Consider the following 15,870-nt stretch of genomic DNA (forward strand, 5'->3'; position numbering starts at 1 on the left):
CATAATATTTGCTTCATCACAAAGATATTAAATCCTAAAAGAAAGAAGTATCTTTGTTGAGTAAATTTATATGATATTTATGACATTCCAAAAATACAAGGCACATCTTGCTCTTTTTGGCGCAGCTGTTATGTGGGGCCTTATGTCTCCAATGGGGAAGACTGCACTAGAAAATGGGCTTGATGGTATATCTCTAGCCACATTCCGTATGACAGGAGGAGCTATATGCTTCTGGCTGGCATCTCTGTTTGCACCAAAAGAGGATGTTAAATCATCGGACATGCTACTTCTTTTCTTTGCAGCTCTTCTTGGTATTGTTATGAACCAAGGGTGTTTTACTTTAGGTTTGTCACTCACCTCTCCTATTGATGCAAGCATTGTTACAACAACAGCGCCTATAGCTACAATGGTGATAGCTGCCATTTTTATTAAAGAGCCGGTAACAAGTAAAAAAGTTTTTGGCGTTTTCCTTGGATCCATAGGAGCTCTTACACTGATAATGAGTCACAGCTCAACTTCAGCACAATCAGGAAGTATCATTGGAGATTTGCTTTGTCTGGCAGCGCAGATAAGTTACGCATTTTATCTTGTTCTATTTAAAGGCTTGATATCACGATACAACATATTTACTCTTATGAAATGGATGTTCACATATTCTGCAATGTGTTTCATCCCTTTATCATATAACTATGTATCAAAAATTGATTACGCTGCCATTTCATCTGTTACATGGTGGTGCACAGCATATGTTATTTTGTGTGGAACATTCCTTTCCAATATGCTTGTCATGGTAGGTCAAAAGAATCTTCGTCCTACAGTTATAAGTATGTATAACTATATACAGCCTATTGTGGGAACCACAGTATCAATAATTCTCGGCATGGGTACTTTCGGACCGGCAAAAGGAGTTGCAGTAACTTTGGTTTTCTTAGGAGTATATTTGGTAACGCAGAGTAAAAGCAGGGCTCAGATGCTTGCCGAAAAAGAGAATGAACTTCATAGTTAAGACTTTTGAATAGATATACAGTGAAAAATAATATATCAGATAATATATCACCTATCAGACACCTGCAAAAGCATGAGATTCTTCTTAGGATGGAGTATGAATACGAAAAAGAGAATTTTAAGCAACATACTCAGTCATGTGGAATTATTAGAAAAATAAATAATGGTATTTGTTGGTATCCTCTTTCGGTTGGAAAGAGCTATTACAACTCGCTCAATCAGTTTGTTATTGAGATAGAGAGAAAAGAAGATAGAGGATTGGAGCATCAATTTGAGTTTGGTAAACCTGTCTGCTTCTTCACTCAGTCGGCTGATGGAAAGATAAACTATTTTAAATTTACCGGAACAGTAAACTTCACTGACGAGGATATGATGGTGGTTATCATTCCTGATAATGATGCCGCAATTGCTCTACAGAATGCAAACAATCCTGGAGTACAGCTATACTTTGATGAGACAAGCTATAGACTGATGTTCGATGCATTAAGTTTAATGATTAATGCTAAAGAAGGACGCCTGGCACAGTTACGAGATATCTTTTACGGGAAAAACAAACTATCTGAGTTCACCTTCCAACCTGTAAGATTTCCATGGCTGAACAGTTCTCAAGAAGAGGCTGTCAACAAAGTTCTGCATGCTAAGGATGTTGCCATTGTTCATGGTCCTCCAGGAACTGGAAAGACTACAACTCTTGTGGAAGCGATATACGAGACACTTAATCGTGAAAATCAGGTGTTGGTATGTGCTCAGAGTAATATGGCTGTCGACTGGATAAGTGAGAAATTGGTTGACAGAGGAGTTCCGGTACTTAGAATAGGCAACCCATCAAGAGTAAACGATAAGATGCTCTCATTCACATATGAAAGACGTTTTGAAGCTCATACAGACTACCCTCAACTATGGGGAATTCGTAAAGCTATACGCGAGTTGTACGCTAAGATCAAACAACGTTCAAATGACAGAGAGAAGATAAGAGTTAAGATAAACTCACTTAAGGACAGAGCCGTTGAGCTTGAAATAAAGATAAACAATGATATCTTCTCACAAGCAAGGGTTATTGCCTCAACTCTTACAGGTAGTGCTAATAGAGTTCTGAGTGGTCAGAAGTTTGGTACACTCTTTATTGATGAAGCAGCACAATCATTAGAAGCTGCATGTTGGATAGCAATAGAGAAAGCCGACAGGGTAATATTGGCTGGTGACCATTGCCAGCTTCCACCTACCATTAAGTGCTATGAAGCAGCTAAGGAGGGACTCGATATTACCATGATGCAAAATATTGCGGCAAACAAACCTGAAGCTGTTTCTATTTTGAAGACACAATACAGAATGAATGAAGAGATTATGCACTTCTCTTCGCAATGGTTCTACAAAGGCATGTTACAGGCTGCTAAAGAAGTTAAATACAGAGGTATACTCGATTTTGACACTCCAATAGAGTGGATAGATACATCAGATGAGAACTATAAAGAGTCTATATCAGGAGAAAACAGCAAGATAAACAAGGAGGAGGCTGAATTTACAATTTCCAATTTGATAAACTATCTAGAGAAGATTGGCAAGGAAAGAATATTGGAAGAGAAAATAGATATAGGAGTAATTTCTCCATACAAGGCTCAAGTACATTATCTTAGACTTCTATTAATGAAGAACATTTTACTAAAGCCTTATAAGAAACTTATAACTATTAATACTGTAGATGGCTTTCAGGGACAAGAGAGAGATGTTATATTCATAAGCCTTGTACGATCAAATGAAGATGGTCAGATTGGTTTTCTAGGAGATCTGCGAAGGATGAATGTTGCAATGACAAGAGCAAGAATGAAACTCATAATACTCGGCAACAGAGAGACTATGTCACATCATACATTCTACAAAAAACTTATTGAATATATAGACTCTCTATCTGCATAGAGAGTCTTAAAAGTTATATTTTGGTGTTCATGAGAGTTATTAGAGCTTGCTCATGAATTTTTCTATATTGACAATATATCTTACGTGAGTGCACTCACCTATTATACCTTTGCTGTCACGTGCTACAATCTTGAAAGTAAGCTTTCTTCCTTCAACAGCCTCAAGAGTAGCTGTTGCCTTTACAATATCATCCAAAGGGGTTGGTCTCAGATGTGTAGCCTCAACACTCGCTCCTACAGTTGTTGATTCATCATCAAGTTCATCTATCACAGCATACATTGCAGCATTTTCCATCAACGCAATCATTATAGGTGTTGCCAATACCGGCAAATCTCCTGAACCTACATGCGCTGCAGTAAGTTCTTCTGTAACTTTTAGTTCATTGGTATAAGTAAGTCCTATCTCCATAATTATAATTTTAATTGCAAATATATTGAGTTAATTCAAACAAACGAAGAATCGGCATAACCGTTTTGCCTCTTGTCTGTGATTATTTTTATCTCAACAGCTGCAAACTTTTTCACTTCACAGCTGTAGATCTTTCACTTCACAATTGTGGAGTATATAGACTTCACTGATGTCTGAATACTCCACAGCTGTAAAAAAGAGAAGGACACGCTCATCACTGAGAATGTCCCCCAAAATAGATAATCTTTAAGAGAGAATTTATCTATGATTTATAATAAATTAAATTATTTTCCTTTATTAATCCATGTCTTATCAGTGTAGATATAAGTACCATCACCGTAAGCAACTTTGATTTCAGGATTTCCTAAAACACTACTATTACCATAAGGTAAGCGTTCAGGATAACGATTTATACCACTTTGAGTATTATTTGGATTTTTTAAAGCAACGTAGTTCTCACCCATAGCTTTCAAACGGCGAAGATCATTGTATGTCTCAACCTGCTCATCGTAAGATTGTGCTATATACTTCTGTTCAAACAATTTCTTTAGTGTAGGTGCACCTAAAGATGCAGCATAGGCAGCAGCATCAGTCTTATCACCAAACAGATCCATAATCTCACTTACAGATGATTCAACAGCAGTTTGAAAAGCAGCTGTAGCATCTTCGGAAGAGCGAAGTTGTGTTTCAGCAAGTATAAAATATAATTCAGCTTTGCTAAACAGATGCAATGGCTGGCTTCCTAGATCATACCAAGCTGGGAAAGCTAAAGAACCATCAGCAACCTGAGCAGTTGCAAGTACGCCTGGAGCATAAGCTTTATTTCCTTCACCAGCCTTAGGATTTCTGCCATCATATTTGTAATATGGAAGTCTTGGGTCACCATAAGCCTCCATTATGTCAGCAACTGTTGTAGACGAAGCAGTATAGCTACGACTCCAAATAAATGCACTCCAAGGATTATCACAGTTCACACCATTAAATTCAGTTATTGAAGCACCATCAAAGCCTAGTTCAACAGCCTTTAGTGCTGCTGCTTTAGCCTTACTCAATACACTTGAATCAACAGCTAGTTGATGCAACAGATAACGAGCCTTCAAAGCGTATGCCAATGACTTCCATTTTTTTGCATCACCACCATAAAGAATATCTTGTTTTGAAGCTGTTTTAAGAGCAACACCTTTATCCAAATTAGCAATAGCCTCATCAAGTGTTGTCAAGATACCAGTATATATATCTTTTTGAAGATCTAATTTTGGTTGTGGTATCTCCTGACCTTTTAAAGCCTCAGAATAAGGAATATCTCCATGTAAATCAGTAAGTACACCAAAGTTCAAAGCCTTAAGAACTTGTGCCATTCCTAGAATATCAAATTGTCCAACATTTCCTGGAACTTCAGTCTCCACTTTTCTAATCATTTCCTGAATATTAAGAAGATTAGAATATGTAGAATTCCAAGTGTTATTGAAAGTAGTTGAAGAAGCCAATTCACTAGCATTTCTCATTTCTGCTTTCATGAGCTGATTATTTCCAACGCCAATCTCTTGTTCATTCAAAGAGCCGAGATAGAAAGCATAGTCACCAGAAACAGTATTAAATCCGGTAGACATAACAGCATCAGTCAATTGCAATACGGCAGTAACCATATCTGGAGAAGGATGACGATTATCCTTGTTTATTTCGTCGAGTGTATCTTCGGAACAAGAAGTAAATCCCAAAACCACAGTCGACATAACCATTAATATATATTTTTTCATATTTGTATCTTTTTAATCTTATGAATTAGAATTTAATAGTAAGTCCACCACCAAAGCTAGAAGTATTAGGAACAGAGAAACGCTCGAAATAACCACTCATATTGTTATTACCCTGAGAAGATTCTGGATCGAAGTTAGGCAACTTAGACCAAACTAGTACATTACGAGCAAATCCATATAAATTGATATCAAATATTCCAATTTTTGGCAACTGATAGCTTAAAGTCAAATCACGTAACTTAATAAAGCTTGTATCGTAGATACCTGATTCTGTTACATCATAATAATACATGTAGTAGTCCTGCTTAGAAACTTCTACTGTATTTGCTAACCCTGTAGCTTCATCAATACCTTCAACAACCATATTACCTTCATGATATGGTAATGATTCTTTTGTTACTCCAAAGTAATTCATTGTCATATTTGTTCCATGATACATTTTGCCACCTTGTTGCCAGCTCCATGTAGTTGATAAAGATAAACGTTTGTAACGTCCACCGAAAGTGATACCAGTAGTGAAATCTGGAGAACAGCTACCTAAATCCTGGCTATCACCAGTTCCTTGAGGTAAACCTTCAAGAAGTAGTAAATTGCCTGCTTCATCACGTTTGAATGCTGTACCATAAATATTTGGATATGTACGTCCAGCCTGAGCACGAACCTGAGGTTCAACAAAACCACCTAACATAATTGATTCAACACCTGGTGCCAACTCTACAACCTTATTCTTAATCTTAGTGAAGTTTACTCCAAGATTTAAGTCTACATCTTTTGTACTTATTAAAGCAGCATTAATAGAGAACTCGTGAGAATCTGTACGCATTTTACCAGCATTAGTCAACACTTCCTGATAACCTGTAGTACCATCCATTGGCACTGAGAAAATCTGATCTTTAACATTCTGAAGAGAATAAGTATATTCAAATTTCAAACGGTTATTAAAGAAATATAAGTCAGTTCCAAACTCATAGTTTGTTGTATTCTGAGGCTTAAGACCCTCATCATATGTAACATAGTTAGGAATGAATGTTGAAACGCCACTAGGCAATGGATATGAGACAGGAGTATATGAATAGAATCCACTACCATAACTAGCACTAGCATAGTAATTATTATAATATACTCCAGCCTGTCCTACTTGAGCAAATGAAGCACGTAACTTACCATAAGTCAATATTTTATTTCCTTCAAGAGCATTTAGTTTTGTAAATTCCCATCCAAGAGATACTGATGGATAGAAGAAGCTACGGCTACCACGTGGCATTGTAGAAACATAGTCATTACGACCTGTTACAGTTAAGTATAGCTGATCTTTCCAAGAAAGAGAAGCACTACCAAAGAATCCCACAGTACGTTCTTTACGCTTATATTCACTTGAAGTATAAGTTGTTGCATTACCAATATTTATAAAACCTGGGAAGTTGAAATTTGATCCATAATAATCCCAAGAACGAACATTCTCGTCATTGAACTCATTACCTAAAACAACATTCAAACCATATTCCTGATCATTTCCAAATCTTCCATCGAAGTTTACAGTAAACAAGTTATTGAATACATTATGCTGTGAACCATAATTCTCAATATCACCATTCTTCAATGCAGTTGTAGTACCCATTTCTCTTGAGTCTGTATAATCAGAAGTCCAAACATCAAGACCAGCCTGCTCACGGAACTTCAAAGAGAAGTTTTCTCCCCAATTCAATTTTGGCTTAAATTCTAAATATGCATTTCCGAATGTACGGTTAGTATGCTGAAGATATTCATTATTTTCAGCCCACCAATAAGGGTTTACGAAACTCTTAGAACGGAACAGAACCTGTTTTGTTATATCACCAGGTACATGATTTGGAATACCCTTAAGGTCATACTCTGCAGGAGCTGAATATACAACATTCATTATACCATCATTTGCACCTGGAGCAGAAGTAATCTTACTAGAAGAATAGTTTACAGAAAAACCTGAATTCCATTGGTCATTAATCTTCCAGTCTACCAATCCTCTTGCACCCCATCTATCCATACCAGTTGAAGGTATGATACCTTTCTGATGAGAATTATTAACTCCGAAAGAGTAATTAAGGCCGTTTATGTTCTGAGAAATATTAACATTGGTATTTTCAGTAAAGCCAGTGCCAAAGAAATCAGAAACATTATCGTAAATCTGAGGTGTAGTCCATCCATCAAGTCCTGCTGAAACACGGTTTGGATTATAGTACTGACCTGGATGTGCTCCTGATGCAGTATATTTATTTGTTGTATCACCACCATATGCAGGGTCTTTTGAAAGATCAGTAATCTTTGGTCCCCATGACATTGATGAAGTAGGATTGTATGCAGAATAACCATTACCTTGAGCATAAACATTTTGGCGTTCAAATTTACGTGAAACTTGTTGTGCACTAATGTTTGAAGATATTGTAACAGAAGGTTTACTCATATTACCTGCAGAACCACGTTTTGTTGTGATTACGATTACACCATTAGATGCACGTATACCATAAAGTGCAGAAGCTGCCTGACCTTTTAATACATTTATAGATTCAATATCCTCAGGATTAATATCTATGCTACGGTCAGCATAATTTGCACCTGTGACTGAATTACCTGTAGAGAAATCGGCAGATGTATTGATAGGCATACCATCTATTACATATAATGGTTGGTTATTGCCATCAAATGAACGTGCACCACGTATAACAATCTGTGAAGATGCACCAGGGGCACCTGAAGACTGACGAATATCGACACCAGTAAGTTTACCCTGAATAGCACTAGCCAAAGAGGTAGTACCGCTTTTATTCAATTGATCCGATTTTAAATCTTGAGCAGCATAACCTAACGCTTTACGGTCACGCTTAATACCCATAGCTGTTACAACAACCTCATCTAAAGCCTTTGAATCAGACTTTAAGGCTACTTTCATAGTTCCAGGTTTAATATCAACCTCTTGAGATATCATTCCAACATAAGAAACGACCAAAGTCTTTGCAGACTCAGGAACATTTGGAATTACAAAATCTCCATCAATACCTGTAATTGCACCAATAGTTTGTCCTTTAACCAAGACTGAAGCACCGATTACAGGCTCACCATCTTCGGCAGAAGTTACTATACCAGTAACTCTCTTTGTTTGAGCTGTCATTATTCCAACACTCAAGACAAAGCACGCTAATAACGTAAACAATCTTTCTTTCATAAATCTCTCTTTTTAATTTAATTATTAGTAGGTCTAATTAAAATTTGCACAAATATACGAAATAACACTAAAACCCTGACAATTTGATGCGTTTTTTTTAATTTTATCTACTTTTTGTCAAACGCCTGTCAATAATAATTATCAATAAAGTTGTCATTTATTATCATTTTTTTCATAATAAATACTTATTATTGCATAAACAAGTACCGAATTAAAAAGATTGCTAATTTATTTTTTAAAATGTTGGGAATTAAGCTTTTGACATTTTGGTAACTATACCAAAACACATTTTTTAGTAAGTAATAATATATAACATGATATACTAAAAAATAAAAAAAGGTTGTAAAGCTATGCTCTACAACCTTTAATGTATAAAAAATATTAAAATTAATCTTCTTTATATCTTTCTATTGTCTGATCACGATCCGGACCTACAGAAATAATCTTAATTGGAGTTTCAAGTTGCTCCTCCAAGAAAGAGACATAAGCATTAAATTCCTCTGGAAATTCATCCTCACTTGTCATCTTTGTCATATCACAATTCCATCCAGGAAGTTCAGTATATATTGGTTCTACACCATCATTTATATCAAATGGGAAATAATCAATCTCTTCACCATCAACTTTATATGCTACACAAGCCTTTATTATAGGGAAAGTATCTAGAACGTCACTCTTCATCATAATGAGTTGAGTAACTCCATTAACCATGATTGAATATTTTAATGCTACAAGATCAATCCAGCCACAACGACGCTCACGACCAGTAACAGCTCCATATTCATGCCCTAAGTCACGCATCTTCTTTCCTGTTTCATCAAAAAGTTCTGTTGGGAAAGGACCACTTCCTACTCTTGTACAATATGCTTTCATTATACCATATACTTCACCAATTTTGTTTGGACCTATACCAAGTCCGGTACAAGCACCGGCACATACAGTATTTGAAGATGTTACGAAAGGATATGACCCGAAGTCTACGTCAAGCATTGTACCCTGAGCTCCTTCACATAACACACTCTTATTATCTCTGAGAAGATTGTTTATTTCATGCTCACTGTCAACAAGATTGAACTCCTTTAAATATTCAATAGCCTCCATCCACTGTCTTTCAAGTTCAGTGATATCATACTCAAAGTGCAAGTCCTTCAATGTTTTCTCATGACGGGCTTTTGCTGCTGCATACTTCTTATCGAAATTATGAAGAATATCTCCCACTCTAAGACCATTTCTACTAACCTTGTCAGTATAAGTAGGGCCTATACCTTTGCCGGTTGTTCCAACTTTAGCATCTCCCTTTGCAGCTTCATATGCTGCATCAAGTATACGATGAGTAGGCAAAATAAGATGAGCTTTCTTAGAAATGTGAAGTCTCTCTTTCAAAGGATGTCCACTTGCTTCCAAAGCCTCAGCCTCGGCTTTAAACAAAGAGGGATCTAGGACAACTCCGTTACCAATTATATTAACTTTATCACCTTGGAAAATGCCTGAAGGGATTGAGCGCAATACATATTTCTGGCCATCAAATTCAAGTGTATGTCCAGCATTCGGACCACCCTGAAATCTTGCTACAACATCATAACGTGGAGTGAGGACATCGACAACTTTTCCCTTGCCTTCATCGCCCCACTGCAAACCTAACAACACATCTACTTTCATTTTTCTCGATAATTTATTTGTTTGTTTTTTCTTCGTTTAGCCAAGCTACACTTATTACATATACCATATATATATAAGGAGTAGTGATATGGATGGAATTTATTGAGTTTGGAATCGTTTATAGCTTTTAGAAGTTCATCATTTTGAAGCTCAGTAACCTTTCCGCATTGCATGCAAATCATGTGATGATGGTTTTCATTGTTGTATGCTCTCTCAAACTGAGAAGAATTCCCAAACTGGTGCTTTATAACCAAATTCGCATCTATCAACAAGATAATAGTATTATAAAGGGTAGCACGGCTAACTCTGAACTGGCCTTTATCTTCCATGATGTGATATAGGGCTTCTATATCAAAATGACCATTAATAGAATAGATTGTATCGAGTATAGCATAGCGTTCAGGCGTCTTTCGATGCTTGTTAGCTTGCAGATAGTCTGTAAGAATCTGCTTTACTGTATCTTTCACATTCTCTTCCATTCCAGACTTGATTCCGTGTTCAAAGGTAAATCTTTTTATTATAAGTTAAAAGTATATGCTTAATATTCTACATCCATTTTTATATCAGATGCTAATAAAACAATTTCTTCCTTGGAAGATTTTAATAGTGGTGAAAGCAACTTTGACAATTTCTTTGCATTATCCTTATTCTGATGCCCATACTTTTTAAGTGCCGTAGCAGCGGCTTTGCAAATCAATACATGCTGATATTCCAATGCAGTAAAAGTCTGGTCCAAAAATTCAGCTTCAGCACGTTCATTTAATGTAGCTTTCTTCATAAATAGACGTGATAGTAACATGTAGCCACATAATTGATGATACTCCTCATCGGAAGCAATCCATTCAAATGCTTTCTCAGATGCATATGGAAGATGCTGAAAAAGATTCATACATGATATTTCTACAAGTTCCGGGTTTTTCATATCATCTACCCAAATGTCAGCTATTTCCGGAAGAAAGCTATCTAAAGGCTGCAGAAAAGTGGCAAGAATTTTACACTCACGTATATTCTCTTTCCAGAGTGCTTGAGCCAGTTGATGATCTTTCTCATATTTTTCTGCTATCTCCTTTAATCTAGGAAGTTCAATACCAAAATTAATCTTGTACACCAGACCTTTCTCACGCATACTTTGAGACACAACTCCGTTCATAAAGAGACGGAATTGTGCCTTGATATCTTTTACCTTTTCGTTTACATCCATATTTTACTCATTTATATAAGGAAGATTTGCGTGATCTTTACTATAACGTAACATCTGCTCACTATAACCTTCTGAATATGAAACTTTCACATCAGTTATCTTACCATCACTATCTTTCTCTAAAGTATATACTGGATTTACAAATCCTTTATATGGAGCAAGATGCAACTTCTCATATCTCTGAAGTATCTCTTTATGTAAAACAGGGTCAACTTTTACTGCATATGTCTCAACAATATTACGTGCTCCATTTAAATCGCCTTCGCTCTTTATTCTTTGTATTTCAGCTAGTAAATCACCAAATAGCACACGGAGTTTCTGATAATCATTAATCTTTACATAACTCTTGCCGTTTTTCTTGACAATCTCAACTACATTATCAGCTTTACCCTTCTCATAAACCCATTTTGCAATAAGCTGTCTGTTACGCATATGTGACTCTTCAACATTATTACCCAACTCTATACGAACAAGTTGAGTCATAAGTCCATTCATCATATATGAATAGTACTGAGCTTTGTAAGCTTCTTCATTTGGAGTAAGCTTAAGATCTACCAACTTCTTATCGGCAAGATAATATAGACCGAATAGGTCAGCTCTTGTCTCCTCTATTGTAGAACCATAAGCCTTAAGTGCATCAGGATCGACTCCTGGAAGCAATTGTCCAGATCCATGTCCTAGACATTCATGAAGGTCTGTATGAAGATCATCTGTTATATCAGAATAATTATTTATTAGATCCAGTTCTTCCTTGCCATATACAAACTCTTCTGCAAATCCATTTCCATGGGCAGCCTTATTGTAAGCATCAGTTATATTACCTATAGTAACTGACTTAGATCCATGTGAACTACGAATCCAGTTTGAATTTGGAAGGTTTATACCAATAGCTGTAGAAGGATAAAGATCACCTCCCAATATTGCGGCAGTAATCACCTTCGCTGTAACACCTTTTACAGTCTCCTTCTTGAATTTCTTATCAACAGGTGAATTATCCTCAAACCACTGAGCATTAGAACTGATTGTTTCAGTACGTTTAGTTGCTTCAATATCCTTGAAGTTTACTATTGATTCCCAGCTTGATTTAAGTCCTAGAGGATCTCCATAGCTCTCTGTAAATCCATTTACAAAATCTATTCTTGAATCTAGATCTTTAACCCACAAGATAGCATACTCATCGAATGTTTTCAAGTCTCCATCTCTATAGAATTGGATAAGCTTTTTAATCACATCTCTCTGTTTTGCGTTTTCAGCAACTTTTTCTGCTTTATCAAGCCAGAAAATAATTTTATCTATTGCTGCACCATATAGAGATCCTGATTTCCAGACTTTCTCATATATTTTGCCGTTCTCCTTAACTAAACGACTGTTCATACCGAACATAACAGGCATAGTATCATTTGGATTCTTCATAGCTCCATAGAAGTCTTCAGCCTCTTGCTGAGTTACTCCTTCATAGTAATTTGAAGCAGAAGTTTCAACAAGATCCTGACCATCAGCCTGATTTACTCTCTTTGGCATTATTCTCGGGTCGAACATGACAGGGAAAATCTCATTACATAATTGGTCAAGAGTCTCACCCTTTTTCAAAGGTAACTTAGCCGGATCAAGCTTTGCAAGTTTACTACGGAAAAATTCCTGAGAAAAAGCTGGCAAGAACTTATCTGAAGAGTAATGATGGTGAATACCATTTGAGAACCACACTCTCTTTAGATAAACTTCCATATTGATATAGTTGGTATCCTTCTTATCACCTTTATAATTGGTATATACCTCCTCAAGCATCTTACGGATAGTAAGATTATATTTTCCATTCTGATCAAAAAGTATATCTCTTCCCTCAAGAGCTGCTTGAGTTAAATAATATATTAGCTCCTTCTGTTTAAGGTTGAGTTCTTCGAACCCAGGAACCTTATAACGTAACACCTGAAGGTCAGCAAACTGTTCTACTGTATATTTGAAGTCTCCATCTCCTTCTGAAATTTTCTTTGCACTATTGCAACTCATTAGCATACTTCCTCCTATTAATGTAAGCAAAATCGTTTTTTTCATAATTATGCCTTGTTTGTATTTATTTGAATAAAAAAGGAAAACGTAAGTTTCCCTTTTTTATTTTAACTTATTAATAACTCTTATCGTTCGAAAAATTTCTTCCTGTAAGCATTTGGGGTTAATCCGATATTTTTGTAAAAAGCAGCATAGAAAGATTGACGGTTAGCGAAACCAACCATTGCGCTAATATCTTCTACATTTTTATCAAAGTATCGTCTGTCTACAAGAAGATGTAAAGCATCTTTTATACGATATTCATTCAATAAGCATGAATAATTCATGCCGAAACGTGAATTAACAACAGCAGAAAGATAGCGTGTATTAGTTTTCAACTCTTTAGCTAAATCTTTTGCTGAATAGTTAGGATCTCTGTACTTCTTCTGAACCACGACTATATTTAATATTTGGTCGTATAATTCATCAGCAAGTTCAGCTCTAATAAGAGATCTATAAGCTGCCTTTTTCTTTGTCTTCTCTCGAAGATTGTACGGCATCTTCTTCTCTTCTTGGTTTGTTTTTTGATTTTCAGCGTCGCTCATAAGTTCGTCAGTTTAGTTAAAATTCATATAGCAGTCAATGTCATATGCAAATATAAAATTCTTTTTCTTTAAAACAAACATTTCGACTTAAATTTTATCTTAAATTATCACAACAAATGGTGACAATAATAATCAATTATCTAACAAAAAGAGTCACTCAATAGTTTCTAAATCATCTGAAATCATAAAAAAAAAGAAAAAGAACTTTTTTTTAATTCATTACGATTAGTTACATAATTATACATTTATATTGATGAATAATTTATTATATTTGGTTGAAATTAAATATCGCCTCCATAAACGAATATGTTACAAAAATTAAAGAAATATTTCGGCTTCACAGAATTCAGGGAACAACAAAAAGAGATAATTGAAAAGATAATAGACAAAAAGGATACTCTGGTCTTGATGCCAACAGGTGGAGGTAAATCTTTATGCTATCAGCTCCCAGCAATTCTTATGGAAGGAACTACTATTGTAGTTTCACCGCTAATATCTCTTATGAAAGATCAAGTAGAAACATTGATCGAGAATGGTATTCCAGCAAGAGCGCTGAACAGTACCAACAGTGAAGAAGAGAATTATATACTTAAACGAGATTGCCTTCAAGGCAAGGTTAAACTTCTCTATATATCTCCGGAGAGATTATTACTTGAGATGAATTTTCTCCTAAAGGACATCAACATAGCTCTCTTCGCTATTGACGAAGCCCACTGTATATCGCAATGGGGACATGATTTCAGACCAGAATATACTCAACTGAAGTGCATACGTTCACAATTTCCAGAAATTCCTATCGTTGCATTAACTGCAACAGCAGACAAGATTACTAGAAGTGATATTATTGAACAGTTGGACATGAGGAATCCTGAAGTATTCATATCATCGTTCGACCGTCCCAACTTAAGTCTTGAGGTTAAAAGAGGATTTCAACAAAAAGAAAAAAACAAGTATATTATTGATTTTATTCGGAGGCATAAGAATGAGAGCGGAATAATATACTGCATGAGCAGGAACAAAACGGAATCAGTTGCCCAAATGCTTATGAAGAGTGGTATAAATGCAACAATTTACCACGCCGGACTTAGTGCCGCTAAGAGAGATGAAGCACAAGAAGATTTCATAAATGACAGGGCCCAAATAGTCTGTGCTACAGTAGCATTTGGTATGGGAATTGACAAATCTAACGTGCGATGGGTTATTCATTATAACATGCCAAAAAGTATAGAGAGTTTCTATCAGGAGATAGGGCGAGCCGGAAGAGATGGGCTTGCTAGCGAAACACTCCTATTCTACTCATTATCAGATATGATACTTATGAACAAATTTGCAGCAGAGAGTAAACAACAGGAAATTAATCTGGAGAAACTACACAGAATGCAGCAGTATGCAGATAGCAACATATGCAGAAGGAGAATCCTACTAAACTATTTCGGAGAGAGTATGGACCACGACTGCGGGCATTGTGATGTATGCAAAAATCCACCTCAGAGGTTCGATGGGACAATAACTGTGCAGAAGGCTCTCAGTGCTGTTGCTCGTGCCAATCAGAATATTTCTATTGGAGTTCTTATTGATATACTAAGAGGTAATTATTCTACAGAGGTAAAATCCAAAGAATACGATAGACTAAAGACATTCGGAGCAGGAAGAGATATATCTGCTAGAGACTGGCAAGACTATCTATTGCAGATGTTAAATCTAGGATATTTTGAAATTGCCTACAACGAGAACAATCACATTAAGATAACAGAAAGTGGGAAGAAAGTGTTATTCTCATCTGAAAAGGCAGAACTTGTTATAATCAACCGTGACGATACGAAAGTGAATATAAATAAAAAGAGCCCAACTAAAGAAAAGCAACTATTTATTTTTGCCGGAGAAGGAGGAATAGAAGAGAATAATCTTTTTGATGAGTTAAGAGCACTTAGAAGGAAATTAGCTGATCAACAGGCTATACCACCATATATCGTATTTTCAGACAAGGCACTTCATCTCATGGTCCATTATAAACCTATGACAATAGAAGAGTTAGGCAACATAAGTGGAATAAGTGAATATAAAAGAGATAAATACGGTAAAGAGTTTGTAACACTTATAAAAAGAGTCATAGGGAAATAACCCAGAAGAACAGAT

11 protein-coding genes are annotated in these 15,870 nt (G+C 36.0%); 3 read left to right on the forward strand and 8 right to left on the reverse strand.

What is annotated here, in order from left to right; all coding sequences use genetic code 11:
• Positions 1–79 precede the first annotated feature (79 nt).
• Together JCM15092_RS07815 and JCM15092_RS07820 are read left to right on the forward strand one after the other, a co-directional pair.
• Positions 80–1,006: a DMT family transporter gene (locus JCM15092_RS07815; RefSeq protein ID WP_024994176.1), complete on the forward strand. Its 927-nt coding sequence runs from the start codon at positions 80–82 to the stop codon at positions 1,004–1,006.
• 5 nt (positions 1,007–1,011) lie between these two features.
• Positions 1,012–2,919: an AAA domain-containing protein gene (locus JCM15092_RS07820; RefSeq protein ID WP_024994177.1), complete on the forward strand. Its 1,908-nt coding sequence runs from the start codon at positions 1,012–1,014 to the stop codon at positions 2,917–2,919.
• 39 nt (positions 2,920–2,958) lie between these two features.
• Here JCM15092_RS07820 and JCM15092_RS07825 read toward each other — a convergent pair whose 3' ends face one another.
• The 8 genes from JCM15092_RS07825 to JCM15092_RS07860 form a co-directional block, all read right to left on the reverse strand.
• On the reverse strand, positions 2,959–3,327 hold the full coding sequence (locus tag JCM15092_RS07825; protein WP_034541751.1) for a thioesterase family protein: 369 nt from the start codon (positions 3,325–3,327) through the stop codon (positions 2,959–2,961).
• A 284-nt stretch (positions 3,328–3,611) separates the two neighbouring features.
• Positions 3,612–5,084, reverse strand: a complete 1,473-nt coding sequence (locus tag JCM15092_RS07830; RefSeq protein WP_024994179.1) for a SusD/RagB family nutrient-binding outer membrane lipoprotein — start codon at positions 5,082–5,084, stop codon at positions 3,612–3,614.
• Between the two features lie 25 nt (positions 5,085–5,109).
• Complete coding sequence (locus tag JCM15092_RS07835) at positions 5,110–8,283, reverse strand: SusC/RagA family TonB-linked outer membrane protein (RefSeq protein WP_024994180.1); 3,174 nt, start codon at positions 8,281–8,283, stop codon at positions 5,110–5,112.
• A gap of 387 nt (positions 8,284–8,670) precedes the next feature.
• Positions 8,671–9,942, reverse strand: a complete 1,272-nt coding sequence (locus JCM15092_RS07840) for an adenylosuccinate synthase (RefSeq protein ID WP_024994181.1) — start codon at positions 9,940–9,942, stop codon at positions 8,671–8,673.
• Entirely contained in the window at positions 9,939–10,421 is a 483-nt protein-coding gene (locus JCM15092_RS07845) for a Fur family transcriptional regulator (RefSeq protein WP_024994182.1), read from the reverse strand. Before JCM15092_RS07845 ends, JCM15092_RS07840 begins: the two co-directional genes overlap by 4 nt.
• A gap of 59 nt (positions 10,422–10,480) precedes the next feature.
• Positions 10,481–11,143, reverse strand: coding sequence for a DNA alkylation repair protein (locus JCM15092_RS07850; RefSeq protein ID WP_024994183.1), 663 nt, complete (start codon positions 11,141–11,143; stop codon positions 10,481–10,483).
• Between the two features lie 3 nt (positions 11,144–11,146).
• Positions 11,147–13,156 carry a dipeptidyl-peptidase 3 family protein gene (locus tag JCM15092_RS07855; protein ID WP_439645903.1) on the reverse strand — a complete coding sequence of 670 codons (2,010 nt, stop codon included), beginning with the start codon at positions 13,154–13,156 and terminating at the stop codon, positions 11,147–11,149.
• 119 nt (positions 13,157–13,275) lie between these two features.
• Positions 13,276–13,734 (reverse strand): helix-turn-helix domain-containing protein, encoded by a 459-nt coding sequence (locus JCM15092_RS07860; protein ID WP_024994185.1) that lies wholly within the window; start codon positions 13,732–13,734, stop codon positions 13,276–13,278.
• A gap of 306 nt (positions 13,735–14,040) precedes the next feature.
• On the opposite strand from JCM15092_RS07860, the gene recQ reads away from it, so the two are divergent.
• Positions 14,041–15,855 carry a DNA helicase RecQ gene (gene recQ / locus JCM15092_RS07865; protein ID WP_024994186.1) on the forward strand — a complete coding sequence of 605 codons (1,815 nt, stop codon included), beginning with the start codon at positions 14,041–14,043 and terminating at the stop codon, positions 15,853–15,855.
• Positions 15,856–15,870: the final 15 nt, after the last annotated feature.

Origin of the sequence: Phocaeicola paurosaccharolyticus JCM 15092 (genome assembly GCF_000613805.1) — a bacterium.
Classification (GTDB): Bacteria; Bacteroidota; Bacteroidia; order Bacteroidales; family Bacteroidaceae; genus Phocaeicola; species Phocaeicola paurosaccharolyticus.

Excerpts from the sequence above, each read along its gene's own strand:
- JCM15092_RS07815 (WP_024994176.1), top strand. The coding sequence starts at position 80 with ATGACATTCCAAAAATACAAGGCACATCTTGCTCTTTTTGGCGCAGCT.
- JCM15092_RS07825 (WP_034541751.1), bottom strand. The coding sequence starts at position 3,327 with ATGGAGATAGGACTTACTTATACCAATGAACTAAAAGTTACAGAAGAA.
- JCM15092_RS07830 (WP_024994179.1), bottom strand. The coding sequence starts at position 5,084 with ATGAAAAAATATATATTAATGGTTATGTCGACTGTGGTTTTGGGATTT.
- JCM15092_RS07835 (WP_024994180.1), bottom strand. The coding sequence starts at position 8,283 with ATGAAAGAAAGATTGTTTACGTTATTAGCGTGCTTTGTCTTGAGTGTT.
- JCM15092_RS07840 (WP_024994181.1), bottom strand. The coding sequence starts at position 9,942 with ATGAAAGTAGATGTGTTGTTAGGTTTGCAGTGGGGCGATGAAGGCAAG.
- JCM15092_RS07845 (WP_024994182.1), bottom strand. The coding sequence starts at position 10,421 with ATGGAAGAGAATGTGAAAGATACAGTAAAGCAGATTCTTACAGACTAT.
- JCM15092_RS07850 (WP_024994183.1), bottom strand. The coding sequence starts at position 11,143 with ATGGATGTAAACGAAAAGGTAAAAGATATCAAGGCACAATTCCGTCTC.
- JCM15092_RS07855 (WP_439645903.1), bottom strand. The coding sequence starts at position 13,156 with ATGCTAATGAGTTGCAATAGTGCAAAGAAAATTTCAGAAGGAGATGGA.
- JCM15092_RS07860 (WP_024994185.1), bottom strand. The coding sequence starts at position 13,734 with ATGAGCGACGCTGAAAATCAAAAAACAAACCAAGAAGAGAAGAAGATG.
- recQ (WP_024994186.1), top strand. The coding sequence starts at position 14,041 with ATGTTACAAAAATTAAAGAAATATTTCGGCTTCACAGAATTCAGGGAA.